The organism is Klebsiella sp. F11 (assembly GCF_056712265.1).
This window is the reverse complement of record NZ_CM160060.1, coordinates 3,222,197-3,246,430: the sequence shown is the minus strand read 5'-3', so window position 1 is coordinate 3,246,430 and position 24,234 is coordinate 3,222,197. Positions and strand designations below refer to the sequence as shown.

The window sequence follows — 24,234 nt, the reverse complement described above, 5'->3', positions numbered from 1 at the left end:
GCGCAGTGGACGACTTTCTGGCATTAACCCTGGCGGGGCGTTTGCCCCACCATTTTCACGGCGAAACGGCGCACTTCCGCTGGCACTGGCTGGACCACGGCGTTTTACAGCTCACGCCGCACGCGCGCTGCGAGCGGGCGCTGGTGCTCTCATCCGGGATCCACGGTAATGAAACCGCGCCGGTAGAGATGACCGATATCCTGCTGCGGCAGCTGTTCAGCGGCGAGCTGCCGCTGCGCTGGCGGCTGCTGGTGGTGCTGGGCAATCCTCCGGCGCTACGGGCCGGCAGGCGCTATCTTGATGGCGATATCAACCGCATGTTTAGCGGACGGTGGCAGGGCTTCCCCGCCGGCGAGGAGACGAGGCGGGCGCGCCAGCTGGAGCGGGTGCTGACGCGGTTTTATGCCAGCGCCGAGGGCCCGCGCTGGCATCTCGATCTGCATACCGCGATCCGCGGATCGCACCACCTGCGCTTTGGGGTGCTTCCGGCGCGGCAGACCCCGTGGGATGATGCTTTCCTTAGCTGGCTGGGGGCGGCGGGACTGGAGGCGCTGGTCTTTCATCAGCAGCCGGCGGGCACGTTTACCCACTTCAGCAGCGACCGCTTTGCGGCGCTCTCCTGCACCCTCGAGCTGGGCAAGGCGCTGCCGTTTGGCGCAAATGAGCTGGAGCAGTTTGCCGTCACCCGGCGCGCGTTAATGCGGCTAGTGGTCGGCGACATGGCGGTCGAAGAGGGGCATGAGGCGCTGCGCTATCGGGTGGTGCAGCAGATTACCCGCGCCAGCGAACGTTTTCAGCTGCATATGTCAGCGCAGACGCTCAACTTTACGCCGTTTAGCGCCGGGACGCTGTTGGCGGAGGATGGCGAGACCCGCTACGTGGTGCAAAAGGCCGAGGAGTATGTGCTGTTCCCCAACCCTTCGGTTGCGCTGGGACTGCGGGCCGGGCTGATGCTGGAGCGGCTGTCCTGAACATAAATACGCCCGCCGCCATCCCGCGGCGGCGTAAATTTTCCGCGCGGATCGAATTGTTTAATCTTATTTTTTCGTGCTTTGATGGTCGCTTGCGGATTATTCCTGGTTAACCGCTTTGTTTTTAATCTCCTCTGTTTTATAATCTCCATGGTTTCTTTATAAAACAGCTCGTTAAATATTTTTCGTTGCAATTATCCCCTCATTTTCCTTATTTTCTCCACAATTGGTGAGAAACTGTTTTTTATACTTTCATTGTTTTACGCTTGCTCTGACTAATTGACGATAAACATCGTAAAGTTTATCTCGTCAACGCGGCGCAGGCCGTAAGAATAACTTAAAGTAAGGACTGAATATGAAGAAGATTACCGCTCTGTTTGTTGCCTCTACCCTGGCCCTGGGTGCCGCTAACCTCGCTCACGCCGCGGATACCACCGCGACCCCGACCGATAGCAAACCCATGATGCACCATAAGGGAATGCACGGCGGCCCGCATGAAATGATGTTTAAAGGTCTGAACCTGACCGATGCGCAAAAACAGCAGATCCGCGACATCATGAAAAGCCAGCGCCAAAATATGAAACGTCCTTCCCTCGACGAGCGCCGCGCGATGCATGAGCTGATCGCCAGCGACACCTTCGATAAGGCGAAAGCGGAAGCGCAAATCGACAAGATGGAAGCGCAGCATAAAGATATGGCGCTCTCCCGTATCGAAACCCAGAACAAGATTTACAACATTCTGACGCCGGAACAGAAAAAACAGTTCAATGCAAATTTTGAGAAGCATCTGACAGATCGTAAAGCGCCGGAAGGTAAAATGCCTCCATCTGCTGAGTAATTCAGCCCGCGGAATGAAGACCGCCGGTTCTGCCCAACATACGCCGTCAGGCTTTGGGCAGGACCGGCGGTTTTTTCGTTTGTCAGGGCGCCGGCTGGAGCGGGTGGAGCGTAAAATCGCCGCGCAGCAGCGGCTTGCAGAGAATTTTGTAGCCATCGTGATCGAAGCCCGCCGGCAGCTGCGTCAGCGTTTGCGCCTGCGCCAGCGTCTCTACGGCCCCCAGCCACAGCCAGTTATGAATCACATGATAGCGGGTCATATCGGGCCCTTTCTCTTCCAGCGCCACCGGCCCCGGCCAGGGCCAGCACACCAGCCGCATCTGCGCCAGGCTGGCGTGCAGCCGCGCGTTATGGGCCTCTACGCTCTCTTTACCGCAGCAGGCGCCGGCGCAGCGCCCGAGTGCGGAACGAAAGCAGGCCCGGCCGCGGCTGAGCGGTTCCAGCCCCAGCAGCCCGTAGCACAGCCGATGTTCATCGGCGAGGCTGGTTAGCGCCTGCAGGGCCGCGCGGCGGTTGGCGAACAGGCCGTACAGATGCTCCTGGCGGGAAAAGTCCAGCTCGCGGGCATACGCCACCTGCGGGCGGGAATCGCTCAGCAGCAGCGAGCAGAGCTGCTTAGTGCGCCGTAGCCGCTTATTGAACAGCGGCTGCTGCTGCTTAATAAGCTGCGCTTCGAGCAGCAGCGCGCCGAGTTCGCCCGCGGTACGATGCCAGCTAATACGCCGCGCCTGGCGCAGCATGGCGGCTTCATCCGGCGTGCGCAGATGCGACAGCACCCGGCTGCGGATATTGACGCTTTTACCGATATAGAGCGGCAGGGTGTCGCTTTCGCCATGAAACAGATAGACGCCCGGCAGGCTGGGCAGAGACGCCAGCCAGGGGCGCAGATGTTCGGGATATGCATAAATTGCCGCCGCTTCAAACTCCAGACGCGGGGCGGATTGCCTTCTGACCACAATGACTCCTGATGCTGTTTATTTAACCAGTATAGCAGCCGGGGGAGGGGGCGAAAAGGGCAAAAAATAACCCGGCCGGAGCCGGGGCTGTGGTGAAGGCTATTTCTTCCAGAAGTCGTCGAAGACGGTGATCGGCGGCCGCCGCTTGTGTTCCGTTTTCAGGTACCAGCCTTCGATAATTTTGGCCGTTTTCTCGTCGAGGGTTTTCCCTTCCAGATAGTCGTCGATATTGTCGTAGGTGACGCCCAGCGCCGCTTCATCCGGCAGGGATGGGCGGTCATCTTCCAGATCGGCGGTCGGCAGTTTCTTGTATAAATGCTCCGGACAGCCCAGCCGCGCCAGCAGCTGTTTCCCCTGGCGCTTGTTGAGGCGGAAAATCGGGTTGATATCGGTGCCGCCGTCGCCGTATTTGGTAAAGAAACCGGTGATGGCTTCCGCCGCGTGGTCGGTACCGACCACCACGCCGTGGGTCATGCCGGCGATGCTGTACTGCGCCTTCATGCGCTCGCGGGCTTTTTCATTGCCGCGAACAAAGTCGCTGAGCTCAATCCCGGCTTCCCGCAGCGCCTGTTCGCTGGCCAGTACCGCGCCCTTAATATTGACCGTCAGCACGCGATCCGGCTGAATGAAGGCGATGGCATCCTGGCAATCCTGCTCATCCGCCTGTACGCCGTAAGGCAGGCGCACGGCGATAAACTGACGGCTGTCGTCGCCTTCTGCCCGCAGTTCATTAATTGCCTGCTGGCACAGCTTACCGGTCAGGGTGGAGTCCTGGCCGCCGCTGATGCCCAGAACCAGCGCCTTAATAAAGGGATAGGTCTGCAAATAGGATTTCAAAAAATCTACGCTGCGGCGGATCTCACCGTCTGTATCGATCTGGGGACTGGCACCCAGCGCCTGGATAATCTCTTGTTGTAGCGTCATCGCGCCCTCCGGAAAGTGAATCTGTTTGGCAACCAGCATGGCTTAAAGCTACCTCTTTGCCGTTGAAACGACAAGGATCGTCGTTTTGAGTGCTGCAAAATAAGGCAATCAATGACATACGATTTTTTTATGGTACGCGCGGCGGCCCGCAGGAGGCTCGATGCGGCGGGCTAAACCGGCATATCGCACTGAAATTTCGCTTAAATCGACCTTCGGCTTGAAAAATAACGATATTTATTCCAGGCTTATTCACACGCCAAATAAAAGAGGACGGAATATGAATAAGAATTTAGCAGGACTTATGGGCGCAGCGGCAGTACTGACTATGTTGGCCGGGTGTACGGCCTACGATCGTACCGCAGACCAGTTCACACAGCCGGTTGTTAAAGATGTCAAAAAAGGGATGTCGCGCTCCCAGGTACTGCAGGTGGCGGGCAAGCCGTCATCTGAGGTGACGATGATTCACGCCCGCGGCACCTGCCAGACCTACATCCTGGGTCAACGGGATGGTAAAATGGAGACCTACTTTGTCGCTCTCGACGACACCGGTCACGTGATGAACTCTGGCTATCAGACCTGCTCGGAGTACGATACGGACCCGCGTAACAGCAAGTAGTCCCTGATACTGAGTCCCGAGAATGCCCGACGAGAATGCCCGACCATTGGTCGGGCTTTTTTATGCGTGCTGATGCTTATTTAATTGCGCGAATTATTTGAGGGAAATGTGAGGGTAGTCAAAACACGAGGTCAATGAGAGACAATTTTGTTTAACCAGGAATTATCCAGGCGCCGAGGGATGCCGTATACTCAATGCATAAACAAGATCAATTGAACAGCGACATGCCTTACCCGGTTCTTCGGCATAATATTCTGCAGGAGGCCGCCAGGTTCTACAAATTGAGGAAGCATTCATGGAAAAGAAACATATCTATCTGTTCTGCTCGGCTGGAATGTCCACTTCGCTGCTGGTATCCAAAATGCGTGCCCAGGCTGAAAAATATGCAGTGCCGGTCATTATTGAAGCATTTCCTGAAACCCTCGCCGGGGAGAAGGGACCGGAAGCCGACGTCGTTTTATTAGGCCCACAGATTGCGTATATGCTTCCCGAGATTCAGCGGCTGCTGTCCAACAAGCCGGTGGAAGTAATCGACTCTGCGCTGTACGGCAAGGTTGATGGTTTAGGTGTTCTGAAAGCGGCCGTTGCGGCCATTAAGAAAGCTGCTGCACAATAATTTAATTTTAAAACTCGACCTTTCGGGCAACCTGCGTAGCTAATTTCGTGGTAATGAAATATCTGCGCTGCCGGCCGCCCGAATAATAAAGAGTTTATTTTCCCGTCAAAGAGTAATTTCATCATTATGCCGTAATTGTACGATTACGGCTTTTAAAGGGTATTGACTATGAGTAAAGTGATTGATTCGCTTGAAAAGGTACTCCTTCCTTTTGCTGTTAAAATAGGAAAACAACCGCATATTAATGCGATTAAAAACGGCTTTATTAAATTAATGCCGTTGACCCTTGCCGGGGCCATGTTTGTATTAATTAACAACGTATTTCTTAGCTTTGGTGAAGGCTCTTTCTTCTATTCCATGGGGATCCGCCTGGATGCCTCAACCATTGAAACCTTAAATAGCTTTAAAGCCATCGGCGGTAACGTTTATAACGGTACGCTCGGCATTATGTCGCTGATGGCGCCGTTCTTTATCGGCGCGGCGCTGGCTGAAGAGCGCAAGGTCGACCCGATGGCCGCCGGGCTGTTAGCCGTTGCGGCATTTATGACCGTCACGCCCTATAGCGTCGGCGATGCCTACGCCGTCGGCGCCAACTGGCTGGGCGGACAAAACATTATTTCGGGGATGATCATCGGTCTGGTGGTGGCGGAGCTGTTTACCTTCGTTATTCGCCGCAACTGGGTCATTACCCTGCCGGACAGCGTGCCGTCATCGGTATCGCGTTCGTTCTCGGCGCTGATCCCGGGCTTCCTGATTCTGTCTATCTTCGGCATCATCTCCTGGCTGCTGGCCTCCTATGGCAGCAACTTCCACCAGATCATTATGGACTCCATCTCCACGCCGCTGGCGGCGATGGGCAGCGTTGTCGGCTGGGCGTACGTTATTTTCAACTCCCTGCTGTGGTTCTTTGGCGTACACGGTTCGCTGGCGCTGACCGCGCTGGATAACGGCATCATGACCCCGTGGGCGTTGGAAAACATTGCGCTGTATAACCAGTATGGTTCCGTTGAAGCGGCCATCGAAGCGGGCAAACAGTTCCACTTCTGGGCCAAGCCGATGCTCGACTCCTACATCCTGCTGGGCGGCTCCGGCGCGACTCTGGGTCTGATTATCGCCATCTTTATCGGCTCACGCCGCGCCGACCATCGTCAGGTTGCGAAGCTGGCGCTGCCGTCAGGCATCTTCCAGATTAACGAACCGATTCTGTTCGGCCTGCCGATTATTATGAACCCGGTGATGTTTATCCCGTTCGTGCTGGTGCAGCCGATTCTGGCAGCCATCACTCTGGCGGCCTACAGCATGGGGATTATCCCACCGGTGACCAACCTTGCCCCGTGGACCATGCCGACCGGCCTCGGCGCCTTCTTCAACAGTAACGGCAGCGTCGCCGTTCTGCTGGTGGCGCTGTTCAACCTTGGCGTTTCGACTCTGGTCTACCTGCCGTTTGTCGCGATTTCCAATAAAGCGCAAAGCACCATCGAGCAGGAAGAGAGCGAAGAAGATATCGCTAACGCACTGAAATTCTGATGTCGAGCGGTACGGGAGCTTTCCCGTACCGCCTGAGAAATGAGGAAATACTATGTTTGATCTGGACCATATCGAAGCAGCAGAGATGCCCGAGAATGACCTCGAAGAGGTGGTGATGGGGCTGATTATCAATTCCGGGCAGGCCCGCAGCCTGGCCTATGCCGCCCTGAAGCAGGCGAAACAGAGCGACTTCGCCGCCGCGAAGGCGATGATGGAGCAGTCGCGGTTGGCGCTGAGCGAAGCCCACCGCGTGCAGACCCAGCTGATTGAAAGCGATGAAGGCGAAGGGAAAATGAAGGTCAGCCTGGTGCTGGTTCATGCGCAGGATCATCTGATGACCTCGATGCTGGCCCGCGAGCTGGTCGCCGAATTGATTGAGCTACATGAGAAGGTACAATAGGCCATCTACACGATGAGGCAGCCAAAGATGATGACCACAGAAATTAGTACCGCCCGCGAACAGCAGCTCTTCAACGGGAAAAACTTTCATGTGGTCATCTATAACAAGACGGAGAGCGTGAGCGGGCTTCACCAGCATGACTATTACGAATACACCATCGTGTTAACCGGGCGCTATTATCAGGAAATTAACGGCAAACGGGTGCTGCTGGAGCGCGGGGATTTTGTCTTCATCCCAATGGGGTCGCACCATCAAAGCTTTTACGAGTTTGGCGCGACGCGCATTCTTAACGTTGGCATCAGCCGCAGTTTCTTTGAGAAACACTATCTGCCGCTGCTGCCGTTTGGTCTGGTGGCCTCCCAGGTCTACGCGGTAAAAAGCACCTTTCTCAGCTACATCGAATCGGTGATTGCCTCGCTGAATTTTCGCGAAACCGAATTTGACGAATTTATTGAGCTGGTCTCGTTTTACACCATTAACCGTTTACGACACTACCGCGAGGAGCCGGTGCAGGATGTTATTCCGCAGTGGCTAAAAAATACCGTCGAGGAGATGCACGATAAACATAAATTTGGCGAAGGGGCGCTTGAGCAGATGGTCGAGCTCTCCGGGAAAACTCAGGAATATTTAACCCGGGCGACCCAGCGCTATTATGGTAAAACGCCGATGCAGATTATTAATGACATTCGCATCAACTTCGCCAAGAAACAGCTGGAAATAACCAACTACTCGGTAACCGATATTGCCTACGAATCAGGATACAGCAGCCCCAGTTTGTTTATTAAGACATTCAAAAAACTGACCTCATTTACGCCAAGCAATTATCGTAAGAAGCTTACCATCCTTAATTAACCGGAGCGGAACCTTCCGCGCTGGAAAATGTTCAAGTTAACTGTCCGTATTGATACGGAGAGTGGGCTACGCGCAGTTCGTGGCGCCACAAGGGAGAATATAATGAGCCAGAAATTAAAAATCGTTACTATCGGCGGCGGCAGCAGCTATACCCCTGAACTCCTCGAAGGATTCCTCAAGCGTTATCACGAGCTGCCGGTTACGGAGCTGTGGCTGGTGGACGTGGCGGAAGGACAGGAGAAGCTCGATATTATCCACGCCCTCTGCGAGCGGATGGTGGAAAAAGCCGGCGTTCCGCTGAAGGTCTATAAAACGCTGGATCGCCGCGCGGCGCTGGAAGGCGCGGACTTCGTTACCACCCAGCTACGCGTCGGCCAGCTCAAGGCGCGCGAGAAAGACGAGCGCATCCCGCTGAGCCACGGCTATCTTGGCCAGGAAACCAACGGCGCCGGCGGCCTGTTCAAAGGCCTGCGCACCATTCCGGTGATTTTTGATATTGTCAAAGACGTGCAGGAGATCTGCCCGGACGCATGGGTAATTAACTTTACCAACCCGGCGGGAATGGTGACCGAGGCCGTCTATCGCCACACGAGTTTCAGACGCTTTATCGGCGTGTGCAATATTCCGATCGGCATGAAAATGTTTATTACCGACGTACTGCAGCTGAGCCCGAACGATGAGCTGAATATCGACCTGTTTGGCCTCAACCACCTCGTGTTTGTCCGCGATGTGCTGGTAAACGGCGAATCGCGCTTCGACGAGCTGCTGGAGGGCGTCGCCTCCGGCTCCCTGAGCGCCAACTCGGTGAAAAACATCTTCGATCTGCCGTTCAGCGAAGGGCTGATTCGCTCCCTGCGCCTCATTCCGTGCTCCTATCTGCTGTACTACTTCAAGCCGAAAGAGATGCTGGCGATTGAAATGGGCGAGTACTATAAGGGCGGCGCCCGCGCTCAGGTGGTACAGAAGGTGGAAAAACAGCTGTTCGAGCTATATAAAAATCCGGACCTTAACGTTAAGCCGAAAGAGCTGGAGCTGCGCGGCGGGGCCTACTACTCCGACGCCGCCTGCGAAGTGATCAACGCTATCTACAACGACAAGCAGGCCGAACACTACGTAAATATCCCGCACTATGGCCACGTTGATAATATCCCGGCAGACTGGGCGGTGGAAATGACCTGTACGCTCGGCCGCGACGGGGCGAAGCCGACGCCGCGCATCACTCATTTCGATGAAAAAGTCCAGGGACTGATTTACACCATCAAGGGCTTTGAAGTGGCGGCGAGCCAGGCGGCGATAAGCGGCGAGCTGGACGATGTCCTGCTGGCGCTCAATCTGAGCCCGCTGATTCACTCCGACCGCGATGCCGAAACGCTGGCGCGCGAAATGATCCTCGCCCACGAAAAATGGCTGCCCAACTTTGCGGCGACGATTGCGAAACTAAAACAGTAACGGGAGCGGCTGATGGAACGCGTGTTAATCGTTAATGCCGACGACTTTGGTCTCAGCAAAGGGCAGAACTACGGTATTATTGAAGCCTGCAAAAATAGGCTGGTGACCTCGACCACGGCGCTGGTTAACGGCGCGGCGATCGGCCATGCGGCCCGGCTCAGCCGCTGCGTGCCGGAGCTGGGCGTCGGAATGCATTTTGTCCTGACGCTGGGCGAGCCGCTCTCCGCGATGCCGGGCCTCACCCGCGAAGGGCGCCTGGGCAAGTGGATCTGGCAGATTGCGGAAGAGGGAAGCCTGCCGCTGGATGAGATCGCGCACGAGCTGGAGTGTCAGTATCAGCGGTTTATCGAGCTGTTTGGCTATGAACCGACGCATATCGACAGCCATCACCATGTGCATATGATCGCGCCGATCTATCCCATCGTGGCGGCATTTGCCCGTGAGAAGGGCGTGGCGCTGCGTATTGACCGTCAGCAGGCGCAGCGCGACGGCCTGGCGCAGGATGCGGCGCGCAGCAGCGATGGCTTTGCCAGCGAGTTCTACGGCGAAGCGATTTCCGCCGCGCTGTTCCTACAGATCCTGGATGATTCAATCCAGCGGCAGGAGGCGTCGCTGGAGGTGATGTGCCACCCGGCGTTTATTGACCACGCCATTATGAGCAGCGCCTATTGCCAGCCGCGGCTGGCGGAGCTGGAGGTACTGACCTCCGAAGCGCTGAAATATGCGGTTGCCGAACGCGGCTATCGTCTCGGGACCTACCGCGACGTCTAAAGAATGGAGTCGCCCGTGATAAGGGCCCGACGGCGGTGACGCCGCCGGGCCTTTTGCTATGCCGGGATCGCCGCCATCAGGGTTCACATATTAGCCATCGCGCCATTACGGCAACGGTCGTTGCTGAACCCAAACCCCTATGAGGATGGAACGTTGCGGCTCTCGCGCTTCACCGGATAAAACGAGCGGCAAGCAGGGGGCGACGCGATGGGGGATTTTCAGCTATGATGACGGTTCTGTTCCCGCTTTGTTTAGTGAATCCATAAGCCATGAAAACGCTTCGCCAACAAAATCGCCCTGTCATTAGCTACGTGCCTCGAGCGGAGCCAGCGCCGCCGGAACACGCCGTCAAAATGGACGGTTTTCGCGACGTGTGGCTGCTGCGGGGTAAGTACGTGGCCTTTATTTTGCTCGGGGAACGCTTTCGTCGCTCTCCTGCGTTTAGCGTACCGGAAGCGGCGCAGCGCTGGGCGACGCAAACCCGCCAGGAAAACGAGCTGGCGCCCTGAACGCAGAATTGAGCAATAAAAAAACCGCAGATAGCGCGCTATCTGCGGTTTTTTTTATCCCGGCCTGAGGTTAGCGCTGCGCCAGTTCGGCGTCGTCTTCGTTCTCAAGAATGGTTTTATCGGTCTGGCGTAGCCACTGGCTGGTCAGGGTCCCGGCGGTCATCGAGCCGTTGACGTTCAGCGCGGTGCGGCCCATATCGATCAGCGGCTCAACGGAGATTAGCAGCGCGACCAGCGTTACCGGCAGACCCATCGCCGGCAGGACGATCAGCGCGGCGAAAGTGGCGCCGCCGCCGACGCCGGCAACCCCGGCGGAGCTGACGGTCACAATGCCGACCAGGGTGGCAATCCACAGCGGATCGAGCGGGTTGATACCAACGGTAGGGGCAACCATCACCGCCAGCATGGCCGGATAGAGGCCGGCGCAGCCGTTTTGGCCAATCGTCGCGCCAAAGGAGGCGGAGAAGCTGGCGATCGATTCAGGCACGCCCAGGCGACGGGTTTGCGCTTCCACATTCAGCGGAATGGACGCGGCGCTGGAGCGGCTGGTGAAGGCAAAGGTCAGCACCGGCCACACCTTGCGGAAGTATTTCAGCGGGCTCACGCCGTTAACCGCCAGCAGCAGCCCGTGGACCACGAACATGATGCCAAGGCCGAGGTAGGAGGCGACGACGAAGCTACCGAGCTTGATGATGTCCTGCAGGTTGGAGCCCGCCACCACTTTAGTCATCAGCGCCAGCACGCCGTACGGCGTCAGCTGCATCACCAGGCGTACCAGCTTCATCACCCAGGCCTGCAGGGTATCTATGGCGGTCAGCACGCGCTGGCCTTTGGCGACGTCGTCTTTCAGCAGCTTCAGGGAAGCGACGCCGAGGAAGGCGGCGAAGATAACGATGCTGATGATAGAGGTCGGGTTAGCGCCGGTCAGGTCAGCAAACGGGTTCTTCGGCACAAAGGAGAGGATCAGCTGTGGAACGCTGAGGTCCGCGACCTTACCGACGTAGTTGCTCTGAATGGCGTTCAGGCGGGCGGTCTCCGCGCTTCCCTGCACCAGCCCTTCGGCGGTCAGGCCGAACAGGTTGGTTACCAGTACGCCAACCAGGGCCGCGATAAGGGTGGTGAACAGCAGGGTGCCAATGCTCAGGAAGCTGATTTTACCCAGCTGAGAAGCGTTGTGCAGGCGCGCGACGGCGCTCAGAATAGAAGCGAATACCAGCGGCATGACGATCATCTGCAGCAGCTGTACGTAGCCGTTGCCGACGATATTGAACCATTGAATGGAATCTTTCAGTATCTGGCTGTCGGAACCGTAAATAAGCTGCAGCGCAAGACCGAATACCACGCCAATGACCAGACCGGCCAGCACTTTTTTGGCGAGGCTCCACTGTTTGTGGCGGGTTTGGCCCAGAGCAAACAGCAAAATCGCGAACACGATAACGTTCGCTATAAGTGGAAAGTTCATTCCCATTCTCCTGATATCTTTTATTACCCGGGCTGGCCTGTTTACCAGCTCTTATGGCGCAAGGGTAGCAGAAGAGGAATTCATTACTTATATTCAAATGGAATTGATTATAACTTATTTGATATTTCGTTTATTTATCGTCCGGTCTGCTGACTAATAAAGCGATTAAAGGTTATCTGCAGCGTATTAATCATACCCGACGACCAGCGAACGGCGCTATTCTCGGCGAAAGTCTGCGGCATCCACACCGCGTAGACGAACAGCGCCATGCACAGCGCGCGCTCGAGCTGGTTGCCCTTGCGCGGCGCGAGGATGGGCAGGCGAAAACGCCAGCGGCAGGGCCACAGCAGCGGCACGCCGGCGGGGGTCAGCATATCGGCCAGAATATGGCTAAGATAGCCGAGCACCAGCCCCTGCAGCGCGTCGGCGGGGACAAACCAGCTCTCCGGGACTTTCAGATAGAAAAGGGTGATCGCCGCGAATACCGCCAGCAGGCTGTGGGTGAATCCCCGATGGCCAAATGCGCGCGCTACCGGTCTCGAGATCCAGCTCAGCCGCTGGCCCAGGAAGGATTTAGGATGATCGATATCGGGCAGCAGGCAGGTCAGCACCGCGGAGGGGACGATATGCCACCAGTCGCCCTGGGCCAGCACCGGCGTAAGTTGCGCATTTTTCGCAAATACCGTACAGGCGATAGAAAAGAGGAGATGGCCTTCCGCCGTCATGATAAAAACCCTAAACTGTCGATTCATACAGTATAGGGTTTTTATACAGTGTACGGAAGAGGTGACGGTGTAACTCTTTGTCACAAAATTGTCAGCGCGCCAGCCACCCGCCGTCCACCGCCAGGGTATAGCCGTTCACGTAATCCGCCGCGGCCGAGGCGAGGAACACCACCGGCCCCTGCAAATCGTCCGGCAGCCCCCAGCGCCCGGCGGGGATGCGGTCGAGGATCTCTTTGCTACGCTCGCTATCGTCGCGCAGCTGTTGGGTATTATTGGTCGCCATATACCCCGGAGCGATGGCGTTAACGTTAATATTGTACGCCGCCCATTCGTTGGCCATCAGGCGGGTTAAGCCGAGGACGCCGCTCTTGGAGGCGGTGTACGACGGGACGCGGATCCCGCCCTGGAAGGAGAGCATCGAGGCGATATTGACGATCTTGCCGCCGCCGCCCTGTCGAATAAACTGCCGGGCGACCGCCTGCGATAAAAAGAACACCGACTTCAGGTTGAGGTTCATGACGTCGTCCCAGTCGCGCTCGCTAAAATCGAGCGCGTCGGCGCGGCGAATCGTCCCGGCGTTATTGACCAGAATATCTACCCGGCCCATATCGGCAACGGCCGTCGCCACGATTTGGTTTATCTCGTCCTGACGGCTGAGATCCGCCTGAACGGCGCTGAAGCGGCGGCCCAGCGTCCGGACTTTTTCTGCGGTTTCGTGCGGGATCTTCCGGTTGACGCTGACGATATCGCACCCGGCCTCGGCAAGCCCCACGGCCATTCCCTGACCCAGACCCGTGTCGCATCCGGTTACGATTGCGACCTTACCCGTAAGATCGAAGGCGTTAAGTACCATATCTCCCTCCGTATGCTGATGTATGCGTGAATACACGCCGCTGTAGCCCAGCATAGAGGGAGCAGAGGGAAAAGACAAATAAAATGAAACGATGTTTTATTTTGTGTGATGAGGCAGCGGCTGCAGCCCCATCACGCCGGCCGCTTAGCCGCGCAGGTCGCTGACGCTAAGCGCCGCCAGCGTCGTCAGCTTCACGTCGGCGAGCGCAAACCGGCGGTCGTGGCTATGCTCTTCGGCGGGGATCACGATTGAGCGCATGCGCGCCGCCTTACTGGCGATCATGCCGTTAACCGAGTCCTCCAGCGCCACGCAGCTCATCGGGTCAACGCCGAGCTTTGCCGCGCAGTCGAGGTAGACCTGCGGATGCGGTTTGCTGTAGGCCAGCAGTTCGGCGGAAGCGAGGGCGTCGAACTGGTCGCGCAATTCAAACATGGTGAGCACTTTTTCCAGCATCCGCAGCGGCGAGGCGGAGGCGAGGCCGATCTTCAGCCCCTGCGCCTTGCACAGCGCCACGGCTTCGCGCACGCCGGGCAGCAGCGGCCGCGAGGCTTCCACCAGCTCAATGGCCCGGCTGATGATACGTGCGGTGACGTCGGCGCGATCCACCCCCGTCCACGGCTGCTGCGCAAACCACAGGTCCACCACTAAATCGATGCGTAACCCGAGAATATCGGGCAGTTCGTCGCGACGGCTGATATCCACGCCGAGGCTTGCTATCACCTCCAGCTCCGCCCGATCCCATAGCGGCTCAGAATCAATCAGTAATCCATCCATATCGAAGATTGCGGCATGAATTTGGCGCCTGGCTGACATATGTCCCTCTCCTGTAGCGTAAGTCGATAACCAATTTGCGTTCATGGTATATCATACCGCGCTTTATTGGGCGAAATTCGCCGATGCAGGTAGACTTAGAACCTGACCGGTTGGTTCTTGGCAGTGAAGGCGTCTTAAATAAGGGGAACCCATGACGTATCAACAAGCTGGACGCATTGCAGTACTTAAACGTATTTTGGGGTGGGTCATCTTTATTCCGGCGATCGTATCGACGCTAATTTCCGTGCTGAAGTTTATGTATGAGCACAGCGAGAAGAAGCCGGGTATTGATGCGGTGATGATGGATTTTGCGCACATCATGATTGAAATGATGCGTTTCAATACGCCGTTTCTTAACTTTTTCTGGTACAACTCGCCGCTGCCGGACTTTAAGCACGGCCTCAATATTGGTTTCTGGATAATCTATATTCTGGTCTTTGTCGGGATGGCGCTGCAGGCGTCCGGCGCGCGCATGAGCCGCCAGGCAAAGTTTATCCGCGAAGGGATTGAGGATCAGCTGATTCTGGAGCAGGCCAAAGGCGCGGAAGGGCTAACGCGCGCGCAAATCGCCGAACGTATCGTGGTGCCGCGCCACACCATCCTCGTGCAGTACTTCCCGCTGTACGTTCTGCCGGTAGTCATTATTATTATCGGCTACGTCTTCTTTTCGCTGCTCGGCTTCCTGTAAAGAGAGAGATTGCCCGGCAGGCCGGGCAATGTTTCACTCGCCGGGGATGGCGCGCGGCTTGCCCTGACTATCCACCGCCACGTAAATAAACAGCGCTTCCGTTGCTTTGTAACGCTGGCCAATGGGTTCCGATGAGACCTTTTTCACCCACACTTCAATGTTAATGGTGATGGAGGTATTGCCGCGCTTGACGCAGCGGGCGTAGCAGCACACCACGTCGCCGACGGCGACCGGGCACAGAAAGGTCATGCCGTCCACGCGTACGGTGACGACGCGGCCGTGGGCAATCTCTTTGGCCATAATCGCGCCGCCGATATCCATCTGCGACATCAGCCAGCCGCCAAAAATATCGCCATTTGCATTGGTATCTGCCGGCATCGCCAGGGTGCGTAAAACCATTTCGCCCTTCGGGGCGAGGTCTGTTGTTGTCATTCTGTACTCTGTATGGTCAATGAAGATCTGGCGCGATGCTACTATGAAAACCGCCGCGTGAGAATAGCCGGCGCCGCTGCGGCGGCGGGCCGGCTAAGAATTAAGAGGTATGGAAAATGTATGATGGCTAAATCATACTCACTCTTTGCGTATAGGCTGAGGTTACGAGCATGAACGATGATTTCCAGGCGATAAAAGATGAGTTCGGGAAGCACGAGGGAGAGGCCGGGGAAGCGATCGCGCAGGCGATGTACGGGGCCTTAGCGCAGCGCCTGGCGCCTTACTTCTTTAACCTGGACGACATCAATAAGCGCAGATTTCTCCTCAAATTAGATGAGGGAGAAAAAGAGATCGGCACGCGGCAAAAGTATGATTGGTTTGCCGTCCTCAATCGACACAAACCCCTGGGGTAAAAAAAGCACGCTTCGCGTTATTATAATCCGCAAGCGTGCCCTTTAGTTTTAAACCCTTATATTACTTATCATCCTGCGGCATATGGCGATAGATATAGACGCCGCTCAGCAGGGTGAAAACCAGGGTCAGCGCGGTCAGGCCAAAGACCTTGAAGTTGACCCAAATGTTCTGCGGCAGCCAGAACGCAATGTAGATGTTCGCCAGCCCGCAGAGGATGAAAAACAGCGCCCAGGCCAGGTTTAAACGCGACCACACGTGCTGCGGCAGCGTCAGCTCCTTGCCGAGCATGCGCTGAATCAGCGGCTTTTTCATGACCCACTGGCTGAACAGCAGGGCGCCGGCGAACAACACATAAATGACGGTCACCTTCCATTTAATAAACTCGTCGTTATGGAAGAAAATCGTCAGCCCGCCAAAAACGGCGACCAGCACAAAGGTGATCAGCGCCATTTTTTCAATTTTGCGATAGCGCACCCAGGTGTAGATCAGCACGATCGCGGTGGCGATAATCAGCGCCGTGGTGGCGGCGTAGATATCGTAGAGCTTATAGAATGCGAAGAAGACGACCAGCGGTAAAAAATCCAGAAACTGCTTCATGCATAGGTTCCGTAGTTCAGAGCGGGGCGGGAGGTTTCCCGACCCGGGTTAAATTTAGTTGCGAATAAGCATATACAAGCGGAATAAATAGATCAGCAACAGCGCGGAAATCAGGTTGCTGATGGTATTAATCACCACCGCGCCGACGTTTGGCGTCAGCACCGCAAAGCTGGAAGCCAGCAGCAGCAGGGCGGTTTTCGCCAACAGCCAGCCGAGAACCGCCGGCGCCACCAGCCGCATATTCGCCCACGCCAGGCGGATGCTGCCGCGCATGGCGCTGAAAACTCCCAGCTTATCCTGCACCAGCATCACCGGGGCAAAGGCCAGCACGATGGCTAACAGGACGCCAGGCACCAGCACCAGCATCATCCCAATCTGTACTACGAAGGTGGTGAGCAGGATCAGCAGCAGCAGCTTGGGCAAAACCGGCGCAGAGGCACCAATCGCGCGCAGAGCGCTGACGCGCTGCCCGGCGGAGACCAGCTGAATCATCAGCAGCACTCCGCCGGCAAGGATGGCGTTGCCCACCAGGCCGGAGAAGGTTGAGGCCGCTGAGGCGCGCAGCAGAACCTGCTGCTGCTCCGGCGTCATGTTCTGTACCAGATCGAACAGGCCTGCGCTACCCGCCAGATTATCGCCTTCACTCAGAATCGAGAGCTGCTCTTCGCTGGGTGAAAACGCGTGGCCAAGGACTACCGTTATTAGCGCGCACAACAGCGCAACCAGCAAAATGGTAATGAACTGATTACGAAAAAAATTTCCCGTGTCACGGTAGACGGACTTCGCCGTGATAGACATGCACTCTCCTTGAGTATGGCAGGTGTTAGCTAGCCGGCGATTGTACCGCAAATTGCTTCAGCGTAGCAGCCTCTGCTCGCGCCAGGCTAAGTATATCTTTGTAAAGAGGAGTGAGCGCCGCATCCCGTCGAGTATGGCTTTTGACGCAGACGCTGTCGCCGTAAAAGCGGGGCGACGGTTCGCCTGGGCCAGGAAATGCTAAAAATTGATCTGCTTAATCATTTGCTTATTGCATCAAGCCGTAAAAATTAATCTGGATCAACAAATGTTAAAACTAATGATTTTGTGTGATCCAGGTTGGATCAAACATAACTCATTATGAGTATATTCACCGCGCTGAATAACCATAATGAGGAAGTGGATATGAAGAAGTTAGCAGCGGTGGGATTAATTTTGAGTACTCTTTCCGGGGGCGCCTGGGCGCACGAAGCCGGAGAGTTTTTCATTCGCGCGGGTTCGGCCACGGTTCGTCCGACGGAAGGCTCTGACAACGTGTTAAACAGTCTGGGGAGTTTTAACGTCAGCAATAACACGCAGCTGGGGTTAACCTTCACCTATATGGCCACGGATAATATCGGCATCGAGCTGCTGGCGGCCACACCGTTCCGCCATAAGGTCGGCACAGGTCCGACGGGAACCATCGCCACGGTACACCAGCTGCCGCCAACCCTGATGGCGCAGTGGTATTTTGGCGATGCGCAGAGCAAAGTGCGTCCCTATATCGGCGCCGGTATTAACTACACCACCTTCTTTAACGAAGATTTTAACGACACCGGTAAAAAGGCCGGGCTGTCCGATCTGAGCCTCAAGGATTCGTGGGGCGCCGCGGGGCAGGTAGGGCTGGATTATCTGATTAACCGCGACTGGCTGCTCAATATGTCGGTGTGGTATATGGATATCGACACCGACGTGAAATTCAAAGCCGGCGGCGTGGACCAGAAGGTCAGCACCCGCATCGATCCGTGGGTGTTTATGTTCTCCGCGGGCTACCGGTTCTGATTTCTTCTGCAAAATCCCGGCAGGGCGGATCATTATATGACCCAACCCTGCCGGTGCGATCGCGCAACTCTATGCCGCAGCCGAAATCAATCGCTGCCGGGGGCGGCAGTACCGGCGTCGATTCCTTCGTCGATCCGCGTAATCATATAGGGGAAGAATGGATTTGAAGACTGGCGCATGAGTGAATCCAGCCCGACAACGAGCACCGAACGTTCGCCGCGTGCGGCAAATGTCCCCAGGCTGATACCATATTGATTCAGTGGATGTGGATAGCGTCCATATAAGGAATCGCTCAAAGGGAAGGGAAGCGCAACGTGGGAGAGCGAGTAAACGTCCGGCAAATAGCGCTGTCCCTCCAGTTTATCCACCGATTGCGCTGTTTTCCCGGCAGGCATGGTGCGGATCTCCATTTCCGTACTGGCAGAATTAGCGTTAGTGATAATCGTGGTTCTATAAAGTCGCGGAGCGGCAGGGAGCAGCCTCGACAGCGCGGTGTATGATGCTCTGCGTAATAACGAATTAAACCTCACCGCATGGTTCAAATCGAACAACACTATTTCACTGCCATTAGCAGGCAAACGGTTGTACAAAGCCGTGACGATCGCCCGCGTGCTGACGGTTGAATCCACAACCGATTGAAACGTCAGTACCGGCGGTAAGCTTGCAATTTTTTTATTTCGCGAGTCAGTCACTATTTGGCTCTGAAGTACCTTAGTGAGAAGGAACGACTGGCGGGCGGCATTGGTTGGGAATGAGTTATATTTAAACGGATTGAACTCCGGCATTATGCTTAACCATGCGGCTTTTGCGAATGCGGGTAGAAACGCAGGCCACCCTGCCAGGCCGGAGAAGCGCGCGAAGCTTGTAATACCAATCATCGGCGATATCAGGATCACGCGCTGCGGCCTGGCCAGGGCGGGATTATCCAGCGCATCCAGCGTATATTTCATTGCCAGGGCGCCGCCATTGGAAAATCCGACAATATGTAGCGGCGCATCACTACCCGTAAGCTTTTTCGCTTCTCTCACGGCAAGGCGCGCTGCGGCAAGCCAGTCCTGCCAGTTCACATCGGTCAACGCTGCGGGGACAGTTCCATGCCCCGGTAATCTGATCCCAATCGCGACATAGCCATGCTGACGGTACTCATTGGCAATATGCCTTAGGCTGTAGGGCGTATCCGTCAGACCATGCAACAACACCACCGCGCCTTTGGGTTTGGCGTCCGGCATCATTATGTAGGACCGGTTCCAGTTCGTTGGGAATTTGTCCGGATAGATAGGGCTGTCGGCGTAGTAACGATTCAGTTCAGTTTGCTGTTGAACATCGAGCTTATCCGTGACGTTACGTTTAACTTCGTTGAAGAGAGCGTTTTCTCTCTTGATGTAATCGTTCCAGTCCGCGCTGTCGATTTCATCCGCGTCCATCTCATGGGGGACATACGTATGCCAGAGTTGAAGGTCGGGTCCGCGCTGAATGTCATAAAACCGTATCCCAATAGCGCCAACTGCTAAGAGAAGTAAGGAGAATACGATACGTTTTAACCACCTTGCGAGCTTCATCGCTTTGGTTCCTGTCCTAATCCCATATTTTTTAAGTATAAAATAAAAACAGGCGTTACTTACAGAACGTATTGATGCTTATCCAGCCTCTTCCCCCGTCATACCATCCTACAAAGCGTTACCACGGTACGGTGCGTCCCTGATAATCCAGATACTCCAGCCCCGGCCGCTGGCGTTTTTCCAGCAGCACTTTGACCAGGCTGGGGATGGTCTCCTTGATGGTCAGCGGCGCAGCGTCGCCGCCCAGCGCGTGACGCTCGTCTTTACGGCTAAAACTGAGAAGGATCCACAGTTTTTGCGCGAGGGGCGCGTGGACCTCGAAATTGGCGTGCTCAAGAATATGGGGCCGGAAATCCGTCTGCAGGCGCTGTTCCGCGATCGCTTCGTTGGCGTGCTGGCAAAGGACCATCCGCTGGCGCAATCGGCAAACATCACCCGGGAAGCGTATGTCTCCTGCGGCCACGTGATTACCTCCCGCCATGGCCTGGTGCGGGGGCCGGTTGACGACGCACTGGCCGGGTTTGGCCTGCGGCGTAAGATTACCGCCGTGGTGCCGAGCTTCGCCGCCGCGCTGGCGGTTGCCCGTCGTTCACGGCTGATTGCGCTGGTCCCGGCGTCCTACATTGGCAAAAGCCCTACGGCCGATGTCGCGGTTTTTGAGCTTCCGGTGCCGACGCCGGAAATTACCGTTTCGCAGATGTGGCACCCGCGGCAGGAGCAGGAGCCGGGCCATCGCTGGTTGCGTCAGCAGGTGCTTCGCGTGTGTCGTTCGGCGGAATAGGAGCAAAAAAAAGCCCGCAACGAGTGCGGGCGAAAAATACTGGAAGCAATGTGAGCAATGTCGTACCGAATACCTGAGTGTTTTGCTCAACTATTCGGTAATGAGAAAGATAATGTTTCTCATTTAAGATATCAACCCCATCTTTTGTGCGGAAGCGATTTTTTTTAATTAATCACAAAAACGGTGCGTTTCTGGCTGTCATCGCGCGGCCATGCGCTCGCCACCTCGCTCAACGGAAGCGGGGTGGTGGTGATGGTAAAACCGCCCGTCACGGCGGCCTGCAGCATTTCGCCGGTCGCTGCCAGCAGCTGGGCCATCGACAGGCTGCCGATCCCGCTGCCCATCAGCTGCAGCGGCGCCGAACGCAGCACCGCGCCGTTGAGCGAGATATCCGCCCCGGAGAGGGAACCGACCTGTACGTAGCGCACCGGCACATGGCCGGGGCTGCTTTTTGCCAGCGCCGGCAGCAGCAGTTCGGCGCTGTGACCCCATAAATAATCCACCACCACATCAATCTGCTGCGCGGCCTGCTCGCTAAACTGCGCGTGCAGCGTCGGATCGTCCGCCGTCAGGTTGATGCAGACGTCCGCGTCGAGCGCTGCCAGCGCCTGCACGTTACGTCCGGTGGCGATCACTTTTTTCGCGCCCAGGTAGCGGGCGATCTGGATGGCCAGCCGACCGGCGCTGCCGGTGGCGCCGTTGATCAGCACCGTCTCGCCGGTGATAAAGCCCGCGCGCGTAACCAGCGCAGCCCAGGCCGACATCCCGGGGTTGGCCATCGCGGCGGCGGTAATATCGTCCAGCGCGTCCGGCAGCGGCAAGCAGTGTGCCACCGCCACCGGCGCCCGTTCCGCCATGCTGCCCCAGGGGGCGCGGGGGAAGGCGAAGTAAACGCGCTGCCCGTTCGGCAAGGTTCCGACGCCGTCGATGCCGACGACAAAGGGCAGGCGGCCGTCAAAGCTGTAGTGTTTGCCGCTCGCCCGCCCCTTGACGACGTGGCTGATGGCGGCGGCGTGTACGTCGACCAGGAGGTGATTCTCATCGGCCTGCGGATCGGCAAAGTCGGCCCACACCGGGCCCTGCTGGAGTTCAAAGACGACGGCTGCTTTCATGGTGTTACCTCCGGGAAGTAATTATGTGTAAAATGCACGTATCAGATAGCGGCACTATACATCGGGTTAAATAATATATGCAACATGCACATAATAATTACGACATCACCGACTTCCACGGCGCGCTGCTGGATATCATCAGCGTGATGAATCAGCCGATGCGCGACGAGCAGATACTGCAGGCTGCCGGCGTGCAGCTCGATCAGATCCTCTTTCCGCTGCTGGTGACGATAGGCCGCTACGGGCCGGTCGGCGTGGTTGAGCTGGCGGATAGACTAGGGCGGGATTACACCACCGTCAGCCGGCAGGTGAAAAAGCTGGAGGCGCAGGGCCTGGCGCTGAAGCAGCCTAACGTTAACGATCGACGAATTAGCGAAGTGACCCTGAGCGAGCAGGGTAAGGCGCTGATTGAGCGTATTGCGGTAGCCAGAACGCGGCTGATGAACCAGGTGCTGAAGGACTGGGCGCAGGAGGATGTGCTGGCGCTGTTTCGCCTGACGCGCAAATACGCGGACAGCCTGCAGCAAAAATAACCGCCTGACGGGCCGCCAGGCGGTAGAGGTATTACGCCGCTTTAGTGGCGGCTTTCAGGCTCTGCACAAACGCTTTCAGTTCGGCCAGCATCGTTTGCGGGTCGTTGACGTTGCGCTCGATGATTTTGACGATGGCGGAACCGGAAATGGCCCCGGCGGCGCCGGCGTCAATCGCGGCGGTAACCTGATCGGCGGCGGAAATACCGAAGCCCTGCAGCGGCGGCGCGGCGTTATACTCGCGCAGCTTCTCAATAAGATGATGCAGCGGCAGGGCGGCGCGGTTCTCGGCCCCGGTGACCCCGGCGCGCGACAGCAGATAGGTGTAGCCGCGGCCAAAGGAGGCAATCTGGCGAAGCAGATCGTTATCGGCATTCGGCGGGCAGATGAAGATGGGCGCAATATTGTGCCGCATCGCCGCCTGGCGGAACGGCGCCGACTCTTCGACGGGCACATCGGCGACCAGTACGGAATCCACGCCGACGCGGGCGCATTCGGCATAGAACGCGTCAATGCCGGGGCTGAACACCAGGTTTGCGTACATCAGCAGGCCGATGGGGATCGTCGGGTGCTTGTGGCGGATTGCCGCCAGCATCTCGAAGCACTGCGCCGGCGTCACGCCGGCGGCGAACGCGCGCAGGGCCGCGCCCTGGATGGTCGGGCCATCGGCCAGCGGATCGGAGAAGGGAATACCCAGCTCCAGGGCGTCGGCGCCCGCTTCGATCAGCGCGTCGATGATTTGTAGCGACAGCGCCGGGCTGGGGTCGCCAAGCGTCACGAAGGGAACAAACGCGCCTTCCTGGCGGGATTTCAGTTGTGCAAACAGCGTCTCATAACGTTCCATCAGATTTCCCCTCGCGCTTTCAGAATATCGTGTACGGTGAAGATGTCTTTATCGCCGCGACCGGACAGGTTAACCACCAGCAGCTGCTCTTTTTCCGGGTTCTCACGCATCATTTTCAGCGCGTGGGCCAGGGCATGGGAGGACTCCAGGGCCGGAATAATCCCCTCATGGCGGGAGAGCTCTTTGAAAGCTTCCAGCGCTTCGTTGTCGGTAATCGACACGTAGTCGGCGCGGCCGGTGCTGTTGAGGAACGCATGCTGAGGGCCCACCGACGGGAAGTCCAGCCCGGCGGAGATAGAGTAAGACTCCTCAATCTGGCCGTCAGCGGTCTGCATCATCGGCGATTTCATGCCGAAATAGATGCCCACGCGGCCGTGCTTCAGCGGCGCGCCGTGCTCGCCGGTTTCAATGCCGTGGCCCGCCGGTTCCACGCCGATCAGGCCGACGTTGGTCTCCTCGATAAAGTCGGCAAACATGCCGATTGCGTTGGAGCCGCCGCCGACGCAGGCGATGACCGCATCCGGCAGACGGCCTTCGCGCTCGAGGATCTGCGCTTTGGTCTCTTCGCCGATCATGCGCTGGAACTCGCGGACGATGGTCGGGAACGGGTGCGGGCCGGCTGCGGTACCGAGCATATAGTGAGCGGTATCGTAGCTGCCGGACCAGTCGCGCAGCGCTTCGTTACAGGCGTCCTTCAACGTGGAGGAGCCGCTGTGCACCGGGATCACTTCCGCGCCCATCAGGCGCATGCGGAAGACGTTTGGCGACTGGCGCTCAACGTCTTTCGCGCCCATATAGATGCGGCACTTCAGGCCAAGCAGGGCGCTGGCGAGCGCAGAGGCCACGCCGTGCTGTCCGGCACCGGTTTCGGCAATGATTTCGGTTTTGCCCATACGCTTCGCCAGCAGCGCCTGGCCCAGCACCTGGTTGGTTTTATGCGCGCCGCCGTGCAGCAGATCTTCACGCTTGAGGTACAGCGTGGTGCGGGTGCCGGCGGTCAGATTACGACATTTGGTCAGGGCCGTTGGGCGCCCGGCGTAGTTTTTCAGCAGGTCGCTAAATTCAGCCTGGAACTCGGGATCTTTCTGCGCGCTGACGAAAGCTTCTTCCAGCTGGCGCAGGGCGGGCATCAGGATCTGCGGGACGTACATACCGCCAAATTCGCCAAAATAGGGGTTCAGTAAAGTGCTCATTATTGC

Annotated in this window: 27 protein-coding genes and 2 pseudogenes; 15 read left to right on the top strand and 14 right to left on the bottom strand. The window is 57.0% G+C overall.

The genetic code is table 11. From position 1 onward, the window contains the following. Nucleotides 1-5 precede the first annotated feature (5 nt). Nucleotides 6-971 carry a succinylglutamate desuccinylase gene (gene astE / locus AC1M2H_RS16080; protein WP_480148103.1) on the top strand — a complete coding sequence of 322 codons (966 nt, stop codon included), beginning with the start codon at nucleotides 6-8 and terminating at the stop codon, nucleotides 969-971. A 355-nt stretch (nucleotides 972-1,326) separates the two neighbouring features. Beyond that, nucleotides 1,327-1,809: an ATP-independent periplasmic protein-refolding chaperone Spy gene (gene spy / locus AC1M2H_RS16075; protein ID WP_464414725.1), complete on the top strand. Its 483-nt coding sequence runs from the start codon at nucleotides 1,327-1,329 to the stop codon at nucleotides 1,807-1,809. An 82-nt stretch (nucleotides 1,810-1,891) separates the two neighbouring features. On the opposite strand, the gene cho is transcribed toward spy, so the two are convergent. Beyond that, nucleotides 1,892-2,764, bottom strand: coding sequence for an excinuclease Cho (cho, locus tag AC1M2H_RS16070; RefSeq protein WP_480148102.1), 873 nt, complete (start codon nucleotides 2,762-2,764; stop codon nucleotides 1,892-1,894). 99 nt (nucleotides 2,765-2,863) lie between these two features. Then, nucleotides 2,864-3,688, bottom strand: coding sequence for an ammonia-dependent NAD(+) synthetase (gene nadE / locus AC1M2H_RS16065; protein ID WP_480148101.1), 825 nt, complete (start codon nucleotides 3,686-3,688; stop codon nucleotides 2,864-2,866). Nucleotides 3,689-3,965: 277 nt separating this feature from the next. On the opposite strand from nadE, the gene osmE reads away from it, so the two are divergent. The 8 genes from osmE to cedA all read left to right on the top strand — a co-directional run bounded on the left by osmE (nucleotide 3,966) and on the right by cedA (nucleotide 10,428). Next, nucleotides 3,966-4,304, top strand: coding sequence for an osmotically-inducible lipoprotein OsmE (osmE, locus tag AC1M2H_RS16060; RefSeq protein WP_426815490.1), 339 nt, complete (start codon nucleotides 3,966-3,968; stop codon nucleotides 4,302-4,304). Nucleotides 4,305-4,599: 295 nt separating this feature from the next. Continuing rightward, nucleotides 4,600-4,920, top strand: a complete 321-nt coding sequence (chbB, locus tag AC1M2H_RS16055) for a PTS N,N'-diacetylchitobiose transporter subunit IIB (RefSeq protein ID WP_480148100.1) — start codon at nucleotides 4,600-4,602, stop codon at nucleotides 4,918-4,920. 168 nt (nucleotides 4,921-5,088) lie between these two features. Beyond that, nucleotides 5,089-6,447: a PTS N,N'-diacetylchitobiose transporter subunit IIC gene (gene chbC, locus AC1M2H_RS16050; protein WP_480148099.1), complete on the top strand. Its 1,359-nt coding sequence runs from the start codon at nucleotides 5,089-5,091 to the stop codon at nucleotides 6,445-6,447. 52 nt (nucleotides 6,448-6,499) lie between these two features. Further along, complete coding sequence (gene chbA / locus AC1M2H_RS16045; RefSeq protein ID WP_480148098.1) at nucleotides 6,500-6,847, top strand: PTS N,N'-diacetylchitobiose transporter subunit IIA; 348 nt, start codon at nucleotides 6,500-6,502, stop codon at nucleotides 6,845-6,847. Between the two features lie 27 nt (nucleotides 6,848-6,874). Beyond that, entirely contained in the window at nucleotides 6,875-7,699 is an 825-nt protein-coding gene (gene chbR, locus AC1M2H_RS16040) for a transcriptional regulator ChbR (protein ID WP_480148097.1), read from the top strand. Nucleotides 7,700-7,801: 102 nt separating this feature from the next. Beyond that, a complete protein-coding gene (locus AC1M2H_RS16035; RefSeq protein ID WP_480148096.1) occupies nucleotides 7,802-9,148 on the top strand; it encodes a 6-phospho-beta-glucosidase in 1,347 nt (448 codons plus the stop codon). Between the two features lie 12 nt (nucleotides 9,149-9,160). Beyond that, complete coding sequence (chbG, locus tag AC1M2H_RS16030) at nucleotides 9,161-9,919, top strand: chitin disaccharide deacetylase (RefSeq protein WP_480148095.1); 759 nt, start codon at nucleotides 9,161-9,163, stop codon at nucleotides 9,917-9,919. A gap of 269 nt (nucleotides 9,920-10,188) precedes the next feature. Beyond that, complete coding sequence (gene cedA / locus AC1M2H_RS16025; protein WP_095096931.1) at nucleotides 10,189-10,428, top strand: cell division activator CedA; 240 nt, start codon at nucleotides 10,189-10,191, stop codon at nucleotides 10,426-10,428. 70 nt (nucleotides 10,429-10,498) lie between these two features. Here the strand turns inward: cedA and AC1M2H_RS16020 are convergent, their stop codons facing one another. From AC1M2H_RS16020 to hxpB, 4 genes are all read right to left on the bottom strand, one after another. Next, nucleotides 10,499-11,890 (bottom strand): L-cystine transporter, encoded by a 1,392-nt coding sequence (locus tag AC1M2H_RS16020; protein WP_480148094.1) that lies wholly within the window; start codon nucleotides 11,888-11,890, stop codon nucleotides 10,499-10,501. Between the two features lie 134 nt (nucleotides 11,891-12,024). After that, nucleotides 12,025-12,615 (bottom strand): metal-dependent hydrolase, encoded by a 591-nt coding sequence (locus tag AC1M2H_RS16015; protein WP_480151960.1) that lies wholly within the window; start codon nucleotides 12,613-12,615, stop codon nucleotides 12,025-12,027. Nucleotides 12,616-12,706: 91 nt separating this feature from the next. Next, nucleotides 12,707-13,468 carry a 2-dehydro-3-deoxy-D-gluconate 5-dehydrogenase KduD gene (kduD, locus tag AC1M2H_RS16010; RefSeq protein WP_480148093.1) on the bottom strand — a complete coding sequence of 254 codons (762 nt, stop codon included), beginning with the start codon at nucleotides 13,466-13,468 and terminating at the stop codon, nucleotides 12,707-12,709. 144 nt (nucleotides 13,469-13,612) lie between these two features. Then, nucleotides 13,613-14,281, bottom strand: coding sequence for a hexitol phosphatase HxpB (gene hxpB / locus AC1M2H_RS16005; RefSeq protein WP_480148092.1), 669 nt, complete (start codon nucleotides 14,279-14,281; stop codon nucleotides 13,613-13,615). Nucleotides 14,282-14,432: 151 nt separating this feature from the next. On the opposite strand from hxpB, the gene AC1M2H_RS16000 reads away from it, so the two are divergent. Next, on the top strand, nucleotides 14,433-14,969 hold the full coding sequence (locus AC1M2H_RS16000) for a YniB family protein (RefSeq protein ID WP_480148091.1): 537 nt from the start codon (nucleotides 14,433-14,435) through the stop codon (nucleotides 14,967-14,969). Between the two features lie 33 nt (nucleotides 14,970-15,002). On the opposite strand, the gene yciA is transcribed toward AC1M2H_RS16000, so the two are convergent. Continuing rightward, a complete protein-coding gene (gene yciA, locus AC1M2H_RS15995; protein WP_480148090.1) occupies nucleotides 15,003-15,401 on the bottom strand; it encodes an acyl-CoA thioester hydrolase YciA in 399 nt (132 codons plus the stop codon). A gap of 170 nt (nucleotides 15,402-15,571) precedes the next feature. Here yciA and AC1M2H_RS15990 point away from each other — a divergent pair, with 170 nt between their 5' ends. After that, nucleotides 15,572-15,814, top strand: coding sequence for a hypothetical protein (locus tag AC1M2H_RS15990; RefSeq protein WP_480148089.1), 243 nt, complete (start codon nucleotides 15,572-15,574; stop codon nucleotides 15,812-15,814). Nucleotides 15,815-15,875: 61 nt separating this feature from the next. Here AC1M2H_RS15990 and AC1M2H_RS15985 read toward each other — a convergent pair whose 3' ends face one another. Both AC1M2H_RS15985 and AC1M2H_RS15980 read right to left on the bottom strand, forming a co-directional pair. Beyond that, on the bottom strand, nucleotides 15,876-16,412 hold the full coding sequence (locus AC1M2H_RS15985; protein ID WP_480148088.1) for a septation protein A: 537 nt from the start codon (nucleotides 16,410-16,412) through the stop codon (nucleotides 15,876-15,878). A 54-nt stretch (nucleotides 16,413-16,466) separates the two neighbouring features. Beyond that, nucleotides 16,467-17,210, bottom strand: a complete 744-nt coding sequence (locus AC1M2H_RS15980; RefSeq protein ID WP_480148087.1) for a YciC family protein — start codon at nucleotides 17,208-17,210, stop codon at nucleotides 16,467-16,469. A gap of 363 nt (nucleotides 17,211-17,573) precedes the next feature. On the opposite strand from AC1M2H_RS15980, the gene ompW reads away from it, so the two are divergent. Beyond that, entirely contained in the window at nucleotides 17,574-18,209 is a 636-nt protein-coding gene (ompW, locus tag AC1M2H_RS15975) for an outer membrane protein OmpW (RefSeq protein WP_480148086.1), read from the top strand. 86 nt (nucleotides 18,210-18,295) lie between these two features. On the opposite strand, the gene AC1M2H_RS15970 is transcribed toward ompW, so the two are convergent. Next, entirely contained in the window at nucleotides 18,296-19,768 is a 1,473-nt protein-coding gene (locus AC1M2H_RS15970) for an alpha/beta hydrolase (RefSeq protein WP_480148085.1), read from the bottom strand. A 118-nt stretch (nucleotides 19,769-19,886) separates the two neighbouring features. Beyond that, a pseudogene (locus AC1M2H_RS15965) lies at nucleotides 19,887-20,024 on the bottom strand (hypothetical protein); the annotation flags it as partial. Here AC1M2H_RS15965 and AC1M2H_RS15960 point away from each other — a divergent pair. After that, a pseudogene (locus AC1M2H_RS15960) lies at nucleotides 20,001-20,549 on the top strand (LysR substrate-binding domain-containing protein); the annotation flags it as partial. The pseudogenes AC1M2H_RS15965 and AC1M2H_RS15960 overlap by 24 nt on opposite strands. Before the next feature lie 164 nt (nucleotides 20,550-20,713). Here AC1M2H_RS15960 and AC1M2H_RS15955 read toward each other — a convergent pair. Then, a complete protein-coding gene (locus AC1M2H_RS15955; RefSeq protein WP_480148084.1) occupies nucleotides 20,714-21,661 on the bottom strand; it encodes a quinone oxidoreductase family protein in 948 nt (315 codons plus the stop codon). 77 nt (nucleotides 21,662-21,738) lie between these two features. Between AC1M2H_RS15955 and AC1M2H_RS15950 the strand changes: the two genes are divergently transcribed. Then, on the top strand, nucleotides 21,739-22,194 hold the full coding sequence (locus tag AC1M2H_RS15950; RefSeq protein ID WP_480148083.1) for a MarR family winged helix-turn-helix transcriptional regulator: 456 nt from the start codon (nucleotides 21,739-21,741) through the stop codon (nucleotides 22,192-22,194). Nucleotides 22,195-22,225: 31 nt separating this feature from the next. On the opposite strand, the gene trpA is transcribed toward AC1M2H_RS15950, so the two are convergent. Together trpA and trpB are read right to left on the bottom strand one after the other, a co-directional pair. After that, nucleotides 22,226-23,035: a tryptophan synthase subunit alpha gene (gene trpA / locus AC1M2H_RS15945; protein ID WP_480148082.1), complete on the bottom strand. Its 810-nt coding sequence runs from the start codon at nucleotides 23,033-23,035 to the stop codon at nucleotides 22,226-22,228. Next, nucleotides 23,035-24,228 carry a tryptophan synthase subunit beta gene (gene trpB / locus AC1M2H_RS15940; RefSeq protein WP_426814969.1) on the bottom strand — a complete coding sequence of 398 codons (1,194 nt, stop codon included), beginning with the start codon at nucleotides 24,226-24,228 and terminating at the stop codon, nucleotides 23,035-23,037. Before trpB ends, trpA begins: the two co-directional genes overlap by 1 nt. Between the last annotated feature and the right edge of the window lie 6 nt (nucleotides 24,229-24,234).

Excerpts from the sequence above, each read along its gene's own strand:
- spy (WP_464414725.1), top strand. The coding sequence starts at position 1,327 with ATGAAGAAGATTACCGCTCTGTTTGTTGCCTCTACCCTGGCCCTGGGT.
- nadE (WP_480148101.1), bottom strand. The coding sequence starts at position 3,688 with ATGACGCTACAACAAGAGATTATCCAGGCGCTGGGTGCCAGTCCCCAG.
- osmE (WP_426815490.1), top strand. The coding sequence starts at position 3,966 with ATGAATAAGAATTTAGCAGGACTTATGGGCGCAGCGGCAGTACTGACT.
- chbB (WP_480148100.1), top strand. The coding sequence starts at position 4,600 with ATGGAAAAGAAACATATCTATCTGTTCTGCTCGGCTGGAATGTCCACT.
- chbC (WP_480148099.1), top strand. The coding sequence starts at position 5,089 with ATGAGTAAAGTGATTGATTCGCTTGAAAAGGTACTCCTTCCTTTTGCT.
- chbA (WP_480148098.1), top strand. The coding sequence starts at position 6,500 with ATGTTTGATCTGGACCATATCGAAGCAGCAGAGATGCCCGAGAATGAC.
- chbR (WP_480148097.1), top strand. The coding sequence starts at position 6,875 with ATGATGACCACAGAAATTAGTACCGCCCGCGAACAGCAGCTCTTCAAC.
- AC1M2H_RS16035 (WP_480148096.1), top strand. The coding sequence starts at position 7,802 with ATGAGCCAGAAATTAAAAATCGTTACTATCGGCGGCGGCAGCAGCTAT.
- chbG (WP_480148095.1), top strand. The coding sequence starts at position 9,161 with ATGGAACGCGTGTTAATCGTTAATGCCGACGACTTTGGTCTCAGCAAA.
- cedA (WP_095096931.1), top strand. The coding sequence starts at position 10,189 with ATGAAAACGCTTCGCCAACAAAATCGCCCTGTCATTAGCTACGTGCCT.
- AC1M2H_RS16020 (WP_480148094.1), bottom strand. The coding sequence starts at position 11,890 with ATGAACTTTCCACTTATAGCGAACGTTATCGTGTTCGCGATTTTGCTG.
- AC1M2H_RS16015 (WP_480151960.1), bottom strand. The coding sequence starts at position 12,615 with ATGACGGCGGAAGGCCATCTCCTCTTTTCTATCGCCTGTACGGTATTT.
- kduD (WP_480148093.1), bottom strand. The coding sequence starts at position 13,468 with ATGGTACTTAACGCCTTCGATCTTACGGGTAAGGTCGCAATCGTAACC.
- hxpB (WP_480148092.1), bottom strand. The coding sequence starts at position 14,281 with ATGTCAGCCAGGCGCCAAATTCATGCCGCAATCTTCGATATGGATGGA.
- AC1M2H_RS16000 (WP_480148091.1), top strand. The coding sequence starts at position 14,433 with ATGACGTATCAACAAGCTGGACGCATTGCAGTACTTAAACGTATTTTG.
- yciA (WP_480148090.1), bottom strand. The coding sequence starts at position 15,401 with ATGACAACAACAGACCTCGCCCCGAAGGGCGAAATGGTTTTACGCACC.
- AC1M2H_RS15990 (WP_480148089.1), top strand. The coding sequence starts at position 15,572 with ATGAACGATGATTTCCAGGCGATAAAAGATGAGTTCGGGAAGCACGAG.
- AC1M2H_RS15985 (WP_480148088.1), bottom strand. The coding sequence starts at position 16,412 with ATGAAGCAGTTTCTGGATTTTTTACCGCTGGTCGTCTTCTTCGCATTC.
- AC1M2H_RS15980 (WP_480148087.1), bottom strand. The coding sequence starts at position 17,210 with ATGTCTATCACGGCGAAGTCCGTCTACCGTGACACGGGAAATTTTTTT.
- ompW (WP_480148086.1), top strand. The coding sequence starts at position 17,574 with ATGAAGAAGTTAGCAGCGGTGGGATTAATTTTGAGTACTCTTTCCGGG.
- AC1M2H_RS15970 (WP_480148085.1), bottom strand. The coding sequence starts at position 19,768 with ATGAAGCTCGCAAGGTGGTTAAAACGTATCGTATTCTCCTTACTTCTC.
- AC1M2H_RS15955 (WP_480148084.1), bottom strand. The coding sequence starts at position 21,661 with ATGAAAGCAGCCGTCGTCTTTGAACTCCAGCAGGGCCCGGTGTGGGCC.
- AC1M2H_RS15950 (WP_480148083.1), top strand. The coding sequence starts at position 21,739 with ATGCAACATGCACATAATAATTACGACATCACCGACTTCCACGGCGCG.
- trpA (WP_480148082.1), bottom strand. The coding sequence starts at position 23,035 with ATGGAACGTTATGAGACGCTGTTTGCACAACTGAAATCCCGCCAGGAA.
- trpB (WP_426814969.1), bottom strand. The coding sequence starts at position 24,228 with ATGAGCACTTTACTGAACCCCTATTTTGGCGAATTTGGCGGTATGTAC.